This is a genomic window from Kitasatospora sp. NPDC059146, from assembly GCF_042786665.1.
Lineage (GTDB): Bacteria > Actinomycetota > Actinomycetes > Streptomycetales > Streptomycetaceae > Kitasatospora.
Genome location: NZ_JBHZCY010000104.1, coordinates 22,758 through 32,579, shown reverse-complemented (window position 1 = coordinate 32,579; position 9,822 = coordinate 22,758). Strand labels below are relative to the sequence as shown.

The following is a 9,822-nucleotide window of genomic DNA, read 5'->3' as shown; positions in this document are numbered from 1 at the left end:
GTCCCGGCCGGGGCGGGCCCGGGAGGGGTCAGCGCACTTCGTTGAAGTGGACCATGTTGCCCGCCGGGTCGCGGAAGGCGCAGTCGCGGACGCCGTACGGCTGCAGGGTCGGCTCCTGGACGAGCTCGGCGCCGCCGGACTTCAACCGGTCGAACACGCCGTCCAGGTCGGCGGTGGCGAGCACCACCCGGGCGTACGTCCCCTTGGCCATCATCTCGGTGATGGTACGCCGCTCGTCCTCGGTGATGCCCGGGTCCGCGAAGGGCGGCTCCAGCACCAGCGACACGCCGGGCTGGCCGGCGGGCCCGACGGTGATCCACCGCATCGGGCCGCCGCCGACGTCCTGGCGGACCTCGAAGCCGAGCAGGTCGCGGTAGAAGGCGAGCGAGGCCTCGGGGTCGGTGTGGGGGAGGAAGGTCCAGTGAATGCTGATGTCGTTCATGACTGCAACGCTAGGCGCGGCCCCCGGGCGGGCGCTTCTCGAAAACTGATCGCCTCCCCGGGAAACCGATCGACCCCGGGGAGCGGCGGGTGTGGTCGCCGTCCCCCGGGGTCGATGGTCACGCGCAGCGTGCGGTGCTCAGCGCTTGCCGCTCAGGCGCGGCAGCGCAGCATCTCCAGCGGCGGGTGGGCGAGGACGTCCGCCCAGAACTCCTCGCCGTACTCGCGCAGGCCCTCCTCGGAGATCCCCAGCGGCACCCACTCGAGATCGGAGAACCCGGCCCCGCGCAGCGCCTCCTCGTAGACCTCCCGGCGCGGGACGGTGCCGAGGATGCTGATCGGCCGGGGGTCGAGCAGCGCGGTGACCCGCACCCGCGGGCCGGTCTCGACGTGCTCCCCGGTCGGCTCGCAGCGGAACCCGTACTGCTCCAGGCTGAGACAGTCGAAGGCGTAGTCCGGCTTCTGGGCGAAGACGAAGAGCTCCCCGCCCGGCACCAGGCTGCGGTGGACGGTGCGACACATCCGGTCCAGCGACGCGCGGTCCTCCGCGTAGTTGAGGCACTGCACCGCCAGGACCACGTCGAACTTCCGCTCCAGTTCGCGCAGTTCGGCCACATCGCCGACCTCGTAGCGCACCCCCAGCGGGTCGCGCTGCTCGAACGACTCGGCGGCGGCGATCATCTCGGTGGAGATGTCGATCCCGAGCACCTCCGCGGCGCCGCGCCGACGGACCTCGCGACTGTAGAAGCCCGTTCCGCACGCCAGGTCGAGGACGGCCTTGCCGCGGACGTCCCCGACCATCGCGAGGAAGCTCGGCACCTCCCCGAACCGCGTCAGCGGCAGGGCCTTGAAGCCCTCGAACGCCTCGCCGATCCCGTCGTACTGCTGCACGCTCATCGTGTCGTCCTCCCGTGTGCGCAGCCCAGTGCTGTGCTGGGAAGTCTGGCGCAGCCCGACGTGCCGTCGTACTGGCAGAAGCCACGAATCAGCGGCGCTGAGCGAGGTGGACGGTGATGTCCGCGTCCAGTCCGACGCGCTCCGGCAGCACCGCCAGGATCCGGCGGAACACCTCCGCCCGGGCGTCCTCCGGCAGCAGCAGATAGGCCGAGACCGTCGACAGGTGGCCGAGGTACTCCTCCGGCCCGATCGTCAACCGCCTTGGCAGCAACAGCTGTTGCACCCGGTCGAACCGCTCGGAGCGCTCCAGCTCGGTGCCCGGCCACTGCAGCTCCTGCTCCGGCGGCGCGCCGTCCGGGGAGGGCACGTCATCGCTCGCCAGGAACGGCGCCCGCACCACCCTTACGGCTTCCGCCAGTTCGGGGTCGGCCAACTGGACGGGCCCGCCGAAACAGGCGAACACGCCGCCAGGGCGCAGCAGTTCGGCCACCCGCTGCCAGCGGCCCGCCGGGCTGGTCCAGTGCAGTGCCGCCGCCGCGTACACCAGGTCGTACGGCCCGTCCGGCGGCAGCTCCTCGAACGCGGCGCGCACCGTCCGGACGCTGCCCGGGGTGTGCCGGCGCAGCTCGGCGAGCATGGCGGCGTCCGGCTCGGTCGCGGTCACGGCGACGCCGTGCCCGGCGAACAGCCGGGTGGCCTTGCCCGTCCCGGCCCCGATCTCCAGCGCCGTCCGCACCGGCCCGCCCGCGTGCTCCGCGGCGTATCCCGCGACCAGGTCGAAGAGCTCCACCGGATACCCGGGCCGGTACCGCTCGTAGGACTCCGCGACCGTTCCGAAGCTCAGCGCGCGCTCAGGCACCCGGAGCCTCCGGCAGGGCCAGCCACTCCTCCCAGCTGAGGTCGCGCCCCAGGAACCGCGGCTGCCGGAACGGCCACTCGGCGGCGATCCACCGCGGCACCAGCGCGTCGAAGGCCCGCTCCACCGCGCTGCCGACCAGGCCGTCCACCACCCACCAGGAGACCTCGCCGTCCGCCCCGGCCCGCTCGGGCGGGTCGATGTACACGCACCCGTGCACGGCCGTCTCGGCGGCGTCCAGCAGCACGTAGTTGAACGACTGGTGGGCGGCGATCTCCCGCTCGTGCCGGGCGAGGTCGATCCGGTTCGCCTCGGCCGTGATCGTCGCCGCCGGCCACCCCCAGGCCGGCCCGAAGATCCCGAACAGCCGCTCCCGGGAGCCCATCACCGCCGGATAGTCCATCGGCGCGTCCGCCTCCCGGATCGGCCGCAGGTGGTACGCGCCGTCGAGCAGCGGCACGTGGACGGGATGGACGAAATCAGCAGGAAGCCAGGTCATACCCCCGAGGCTATCCACCGCCACCCCGCAGCCCCACCCAATATCCCGGGCCACCGAATGTCCCGCCCCGCCGGAGAGCCGCCTGCCTGCCCGCCCGGGCGCCCGGTGCCGCTCGGTTCAGCCGAAGATCGCCTCGGGCTCACCGGTGAGCCACACGTTGTCGATCCGCACCCGGTGCATCAGCCAGCGCCCGCCGTCCCGGTGCAGCTCGACGTCGTAGCGGTTCTTCAACAGCGCGTGCGTCGCCGGGGCGGCCGTCAGCAGGTGCTGGGCCTCGACGAGGGCGGTGAGCCCGGCGCGGTCGCCGTCCACGGTGATCCGGGGGTTGGTGACCTGGTGGGTGGTGGTCACCCGCCCGGCGAACATGCCGAGGACGGTCGTGACGATGTGGTCCCGGCCGGTCATCAGGGGCGGCTCGGCGCCCCACGCGGCGGCCGCGGGGCGGAAGTCCAGTTCGGCGTCCGGGGTGAAGGAGGAGGCGAAGAGCTCGCGGTCGTGGAGGTCCTGGCCGAGGCCGAAGCGGAGCAGGGCGTCCAGGATCTCGGTCCGGTCGCGCAGCTCGGCGGCGACGGCGGCCGGGTCGTCGGCGGGTGCGGTGAGGGCGCGGTCGGTGGTGATGTACACGATGGAACTCCCGGTCGGGTGGCTGTTGTTCGGTGACGGGTCCACCCTCCCGCCGGAACGGCCGGACGATCAACGGGTGACTGTGCAACGATCGTGAACCGAGACTTAACGAAGTGGTGGGGGAGAGGCGGCAAGGGTGCTGGAGCGGCACGAGATCGAGGCGTTCCTGGCGCTCTCCGAGGAACTGCACTTCGGGCGGACGGCCGAACGGCTGCACGTCTCCACCGCGCGGATCAGCCAGACCGTACGGAAGCTGGAACGCCGCGTCGGCGCACCGCTGTTCGCCCGGACGAGCCGCCGGGTGGAGCCGACCGCGCTCGGCGCCCAGCTGGCGCAGGAGCTGCGGCCCGCGTGGGAGGCGGTGGGCGCCGCCGTCCGGCGGGCCGCCGACGCCGGGCACGGCCGCACCGGAACGCTGCGGGTGGCGTTCGCGGGCCCCGCGGCGGGGCAGCTGCTCATCGGTGTCGCGGAGCGCTTCCGGGAGCGGCTGCCCGGCTGGGAGGCGACCCTCCGGGAGGCCGAACTCGTCGACCGGATCCGCCTGTTGCGGGCGGGCGAGGTGGACCTGGTGTTCGCGGAGTACCCGCTGCGCGAGCCCGACCTGGTGCCGGGCCCGGTCCTGGTGAGCGAGCCCCGGATGATCGCCCTGCCCGCCGGCCACCCGCTCGCGCAGCAGGACGCCGTCACACCGGAGGAGCTGGCCGGGATCCCGCTCGTCCGACTGCCCGCCGCCGTGCCGGAGTCCTTCCGGGCCGACCGCACCCCGGCCCGGACACCGGCCGGGCGGCCGATCCCGTCCGGCCCGGAGGGCGGCACCCTGAACGAGATCCTCACCCTCGTCGGCGCGGGCCGGGCCGCCTTCCCGCTCGGCGCCCAGGCCCGCCGCTACCACCCCCGCCCCGACGTCACCTACCGCCCGCTGACCGGCGCACCCCCGGTCCGGTGGGGCCTGCTCCACCACCGCGACCGCGCCACCCACGCCACGGAGGCCTTCCACCACGCGGCCCAGGACCTCCTCGGCACCGCGGACTGACCCCTGGGCCCCGCCGGCCGGTCGGAGTGATGCCGATGGCGGGAAAACAAGCAGGCATGATTGCTTTTTTCTGCGGCCGGTGCCACGCTGCTGCGCGGCGCCGCTCGTGCGGGGCGGCGCCAACAGGCCGGTAGGGGAGGCGCTTTGGTGCGCGGAGGATCGGTGCTGCGGGTCGGCAATGCCTCGGGGTTCTACGGGGACCGGTTCGCGGCGGTGCGGGAGATGCTCACGGGTGGGCCGTTGGACGTGCTCACCGGGGACTACCTCGCCGAGTTGACCATGCTGATCCTGGCGCGGGACCGGCTGCGGGATCCCTCGCTCGGGTACGCCCGGACCTTCCTGCGGCAGATGGAGGAGTGCCTCGGCCTGGCCCGGGACCGCGGTGTGCGGGTCGTGGTGAACGCGGGCGGCCTCAATCCGGCCCGGCTCGCGGAGCGGTTGCGGGAGCTGGCGCAGCGCCTGGGAGTGCCGACCGCCGTCGCCCACGTCGAGGGGGACGACCTGCTCGCGCGCCGGGAGGAACTCGGCCTGCCCGAGCACCTGTTGGCCGCCAACGCCTACCTGGGCGGGTTCGGCGTCGCCGCCTGCCTGGCGGAGGGGGCGGACGTGGTGGTGACCGGGCGGGTGACGGACGCCGCACTGGTGGCCGGGCCGGCGATCGCCCACTTCGGCTGGGGCCCGGACGAACTGGACGCCCTCGCCGGGGCGGTGCTGGCCGGGCACGTGCTGGAGTGCGGGGCGCAGGCGACCGGCGGCAACTACGCCTTCTTCGGCGAGCACGACGTGGACCGCCCGGGCTTCCCGCTGGCGGAACTGCACGCCGACGGCTCCAGCGTGGTCACCAAGCACCCCGGGACGGGCGGGGCCGTCACGATCGGCACGGTCACCGCCCAACTCCTGTACGAGACCGGCGGAGCGCACTACCTCGGCCCCGACGTGACCGCCCGGCTGGACTCCGTGCGGCTCACCGAGGAGGGCCCGGACCGGGTGCGGATCGACGGCGTGCGCGGCGAGGCCCCGCCGCCGACCCTCAAGGTCGGCCTGAACCGGCTCGGCGGCCACCGCAACGAAGTGGTCTTCGTCCTGACCGGCCTGGACATCGAGGCCAAGGCCGCCCTGGTGCAACGCCAGTTGGCCGCCGCCCTGCCGCCCGAGGTCCGCCCGGCCGAGCTGCGCTGGACCCTCGCCCGCACCGACCACCCGGACGCCGACACCGAGGAGGCCGCGTCCGCCCTGCTCCGACTGACCGCCCGGGACCGGGATCCGGCCAAGGTCGGTCGCGAACTCGGCAAGGCCGCCGTGGAGTTGGGCCTCGCCGGCTACCCGGGCTTCCACCTCACCGCCCCACCCGGCCCGGGCGCCCCGTACGGGGTGTTCACCGCCGCGTACCTGGACGCGAAGCTGGTCGAGCACACCGCGGTGCTGCCGGACGGCCGCCGGATCACCGTCCCGCCCGCCGCCGGCACCGGCCACGTCGCCGCCGTCACCGGCCACGTCGCCTCCGTCGACGCCGAGTTGCCCGAGCCCCTGCCGCCGGGCCCGACCCGTCGCGCCCCGCTCGGCCTGGTGCTCGGCGCCCGCAGCGGCGACAAGGGCGGCGACGCCAACCTGGGCGTCTGGGCCCGCACCGAGGACGCCTGGCGCTGGCTGGCGCACACCCTCACCGTCGACCGGCTGCGCGCACTGCTCCCCGAGACCGCCGACCTGCCCGTCACCCGGCACCTGCTGCCGAACCTCAAGGCCGTCAACTTCACCCTCACCGGCCTGCTCGGCGAGGGCGTCGCCGCCCAGCACCGCTTCGACCCGCAGGCGAAGGCCCTGGGCGAGTGGCTGCGCTCGCGCCACCTCGACATCCCGGAGGCCCTGCTGTGACCGTCCTGCCCACCCGCGTCGACCCGGCCGGGCCCGAGTACGCGGAGCACCGTGCCGCGATGGTCGCCAAGTTGGCCGAGCTGGACGCCGAGCACGCCAAGGCGCTGGCCGGCGGCGGCCCCAAGTACGTGGAGCGCCACCGCAAGCGGGGCAAGCTGCTGGCCCGGGAGCGGATCGAGCTGCTGGTGGACCAGGACTCGCCGTTCCTGGAGCTGTCCCCGCTGGCGGCCTGGGGCAGCGACCACCCGGTGGGCGCCGCGCTGGTCACCGGCATCGGGGTGGTCGAGGGCGTGGAGTGCGTGATCACCGCCAACGACCCGACGGTGCGCGGCGGCGCCAGCAACCCGTGGACGCTGCGCAAGGCCCTGCGGGCCAACGAGATCGCGCTGCAGAACCGGCTCCCGGTGGTGAACCTGGTCGAGTCGGGCGGGGCGGACCTGCCCAGCCAGAAGGAGATCTTCATCCCGGGCGGCGCCCTGTTCCGCGACCTGACCCGGCTCTCGGCGGCCGGGATCCCCACCGTGGCCGTGGTGTTCGGCAATTCGACGGCCGGCGGCGCCTACGTGCCGGGGATGTCGGACCACACCGTGCTGGTCAAGGAGCGCGCCAAGGTGTTCCTCGGCGGCCCGCCGCTGGTGAAGATGGCGACCGGCGAGGAGGCCGACGACGAGTCGCTGGGCGGCGCCGAGATGCACGCCCGCAGCTCCGGCCTGGCCGACCACTTCGCGGTGGACGAGGCGGACGCGCTGCGGATCGCCCGCCGGATCGTCGCCCGGCTGGAGCACCGCAAGCCGGGCCCCGGCCCGGACCGCTGCGCCGCGCCTCCGGCGTACGACGAGGAGGAGCTGCTGGGCATCGTCCCGGGGGACCTCAAGGTGCCCTTCGACCCGCGCGAGGTGATCGCCCGGATCGTCGACGGCTCCGACTTCGACGAGTTCAAGCCGCTGTACGGCGCCAGCCTGGCCACCGGCTGGGCCCGGCTGCACGGCTACCCGGTCGGCATCCTGGCCAACGCCCAGGGCGTGCTGTTCAGCGCGGAGTCCCAGAAGGCCGCCCAGTTCATCCAGTTGGCGAACCAGCGGAACACCCCGCTGCTGTTCCTGCACAACACCACCGGCTACATGGTCGGCCGGGACTACGAGCAGGGCGGCATCATCAAGCACGGCGCGATGATGATCAACGCCGTCTCGAACTCCAAGGTCCCGCACCTGTCGGTGCTGCTCGGCGCCTCCTACGGGGCGGGCCACTACGGCATGTGCGGCCGGGCGTACGAGCCGCGCTTCCTGTTCTCCTGGCCGAGCGCCAAGTCCGCGGTGATGGGCCCGCAGCAGCTCGCCGGGGTGCTCTCGATCGTGGCCCGCCAGTCGGCGGCGGCGAAGGGGCAGCCGTACGACGAGGACGCGGACGCGGCGATCCGGGCGATGGTCGAGCAGCAGATCGAGGCGGAGTCGCTGCCGGTCTTCCTGTCCGGCCGGCTGTACGACGACGGCGTGATCGACCCGCGTGACACCCGTACGGTGCTGGGCCTGTGTCTGTCCGCGATCCACAACGCGCCGGTCGAGGGCGCGCGTGGCTACGGCGTCTTCCGGATGTGAGAGGTCAGATGATCACCAACCTGCTGGTCGCCAACCGCGGCGAGATCGCCCGCCGGGTGTTCCGCACCTGCCGGGAGCTCGGTATCGCGACCACCGCCGTCCACTCGGACCCGGACACCGGCGCCCCGCACGTCCGGGAGGCCGACGCGGCGGTACGGCTGCCCGGCGCCGCGCCCGCCGACACCTACCTGCGCGGAGAGCTGATCGTCCGGGCCGCTCTGCGGGCGGGGGCGGACGCCGTCCACCCGGGGTACGGATTCCTCTCCGAGAACGCGGAGTTCGCCCGGGCCGTGCTGGACGCCGGCCTGCTCTGGGTCGGTCCGCCGCCGGCCGCGATCGCCGCGATGGGCTCCAAGACGGCCGCCAAGCGGCTGATGGCCGAGGCCGGGGTGCCGGTGCTGGGCGCGCTCGCCGAGCCGACCGAGGCCGACCTGCCGGTGCTGGTGAAGGCCGCGGCGGGCGGCGGCGGCCGCGGCATGCGGGTGGTCGAACGGCTGGCGGACCTGCCCGGCGAACTGGCGGCGGCCCGGGCCGAGGCGGCCAAGGCCTTCGGCTCCGACGAGGTGTTCTGCGAGCGCTACCTGCCCAGCGGCCGGCACGTGGAGGTGCAGCTGCTGGCCGACGCCCACGGCACGGTGTGGGCGGTGGGCGACCGCGACTGCTCCTTGCAGCGGCGGCACCAGAAGGTGATCGAGGAGGCCCCGGCCCCCGGCCTGGCGCCGCAGGTGCGGGCCGCGTTGCACGCCGCGGCCGCGGACGCCGCCCGGGCGATCGGCTACGTCGGCGCCGGCACCGCCGAGTTCCTGCTCACCGGGGACGGCCGGTTCTACTTCCTGGAGATGAACACCCGGCTCCAGGTCGAGCACCCGGTCACCGAGGCGGTCACCGGCCTGGACCTGGTCGCGCTCCAACTCGCCGTCGCGGAGGGCGAGGAGCTGCCCGCGGGCGGGCCGCCGCCGAGCACCGGCCACGCGATCGAGGCCCGGCTGTACGCCGAGGACCCGGCGAAGGACTGGCAGCCCGCGACCGGCACCCTGCACCGCCTCGAACTGACCTCGGAGCACAAGGAGTTCAGCGGGCCCGGGGTGGGAACGGACTCCTGGCTGCGGCTGGACTCCGGGATGGCGGCCGGCAGCGAGATCAGCCCGCACTACGACGCGATGCTCGCCAAGGTGATCGTCCGGGCGCCGACCCGCGCCGCCGCCGCCCGGAAGCTGGCCGACGCGCTGGCCCGCGCCCGGATCCACGGGCCCTCCACCAACCGGGAGTTGCTGGTCCGCGCACTGCGGCACCCGGCCTTCCTGGCCGGGCGGCTGCACACCGGCTTCCTGGCCGAGCATTCGGCCGAACTGCTCGCCCCCGACACCAGGAGCACCGGGCGGGCCGCCCTGGCCGCCGCCCTCGCCGACGCGGCCGCGCGCGGCACCGCGCTGCCGTCCGGCTGGCGCAACCTGCCCTCCCAGCCCCAGTCCAAGCGCTACGGGGCCCCCGACGGCGTCGAGTGGGAGGTCCGCTACCGCCGGACCAGGGGCGGCCTGGAGGCCGTCGACCACCCGGACGTCGAACTCGTCGAGGCCGAGGCCGGGTTCGTCCTGCTGCGCGAGGGCGAGGTGCAGCGGCGCTACGACGTGGCCCGCTACGGCGACCGGGTGTACGTCGACTCCCCGACCGCCAGCACCGCGCTCACCGCGCTGCCGCGCTTCCCCGACCCCACCGCCCAGCGCGACCCCGGCGCCCTGCTCGCCCCGATGCCCGGCACCGTCCTGCGCACCACCGCCGCCGTCGGCGACACCGTCACCGCCGGGCAGCCGCTGCTGGTGCTGGAGGCGATGAAGATGGAGCACCGGGTCACCGCCCCGGCCGACGGCACCCTGGTGGACCTGCGCGTGACCCCGGGGCAGCAGGTCCGGCTCGGCGCCCTGCTCGCCGTCGTCAAGTCGCCCGAAGAGTCCTGATCCCCCGAAGAGTCCTGAGCACCGCCCGACCACCCGCCCAGCGGAAGGAC

At 74.4% G+C, this 9,822-nt stretch carries 9 protein-coding genes; 4 read left to right on the top strand and 5 right to left on the bottom strand.

Features of this window, described 5'->3' with window-relative positions:
- Positions 1 to 28: 28 nt before the first annotated feature.
- The 5 genes from ACFXPX_RS32680 to ACFXPX_RS32660 form a co-directional block, all read right to left on the bottom strand.
- Entirely contained in the window at positions 29 to 442 is a 414-nt protein-coding gene (locus ACFXPX_RS32680; RefSeq protein ID WP_380644283.1) for a VOC family protein, read from the bottom strand.
- 152 nt (positions 443 to 594) lie between these two features.
- Positions 595 to 1,338: a class I SAM-dependent methyltransferase gene (locus tag ACFXPX_RS32675; protein WP_380644282.1), complete on the bottom strand. Its 744-nt coding sequence runs from the start codon at positions 1,336 to 1,338 to the stop codon at positions 595 to 597.
- A gap of 88 nt (positions 1,339 to 1,426) precedes the next feature.
- The gene (locus tag ACFXPX_RS32670) at positions 1,427 to 2,197 is read right to left on the bottom strand and encodes a class I SAM-dependent methyltransferase (RefSeq protein WP_380644281.1); all 771 of its coding nucleotides are present in this window, start codon (positions 2,195 to 2,197) and stop codon (positions 1,427 to 1,429) included.
- Positions 2,190 to 2,693 (bottom strand): N-acetyltransferase, encoded by a 504-nt coding sequence (locus ACFXPX_RS32665; protein ID WP_380524416.1) that lies wholly within the window; start codon positions 2,691 to 2,693, stop codon positions 2,190 to 2,192. Before ACFXPX_RS32665 ends, ACFXPX_RS32670 begins: the two co-directional genes overlap by 8 nt.
- A 117-nt stretch (positions 2,694 to 2,810) precedes the next feature.
- Entirely contained in the window at positions 2,811 to 3,317 is a 507-nt protein-coding gene (locus ACFXPX_RS32660; protein ID WP_375886528.1) for a nuclear transport factor 2 family protein, read from the bottom strand.
- A gap of 136 nt (positions 3,318 to 3,453) precedes the next feature.
- Here ACFXPX_RS32660 and ACFXPX_RS32655 point away from each other — a divergent pair, with 136 nt between their 5' ends.
- From ACFXPX_RS32655 to ACFXPX_RS32640, 4 genes are all read left to right on the top strand, one after another.
- Positions 3,454 to 4,350, top strand: a complete 897-nt coding sequence (locus ACFXPX_RS32655) for a LysR family transcriptional regulator (RefSeq protein ID WP_380644280.1) — start codon at positions 3,454 to 3,456, stop codon at positions 4,348 to 4,350.
- Positions 4,351 to 4,497: 147 nt separating this feature from the next.
- Positions 4,498 to 6,222 carry an acyclic terpene utilization AtuA family protein gene (locus tag ACFXPX_RS32650; RefSeq protein WP_380644279.1) on the top strand — a complete coding sequence of 575 codons (1,725 nt, stop codon included), beginning with the start codon at positions 4,498 to 4,500 and terminating at the stop codon, positions 6,220 to 6,222.
- The gene (locus ACFXPX_RS32645; RefSeq protein WP_380524412.1) at positions 6,219 to 7,817 is read left to right on the top strand and encodes an acyl-CoA carboxylase subunit beta; all 1,599 of its coding nucleotides are present in this window, start codon (positions 6,219 to 6,221) and stop codon (positions 7,815 to 7,817) included. Before ACFXPX_RS32650 ends, ACFXPX_RS32645 begins: the two co-directional genes overlap by 4 nt.
- An 8-nt stretch (positions 7,818 to 7,825) precedes the next feature.
- A complete protein-coding gene (locus tag ACFXPX_RS32640; RefSeq protein WP_380644278.1) occupies positions 7,826 to 9,772 on the top strand; it encodes a biotin carboxylase N-terminal domain-containing protein in 1,947 nt (648 codons plus the stop codon).
- The last annotated feature ends 50 nt before the right edge of the window (positions 9,773 to 9,822 follow it).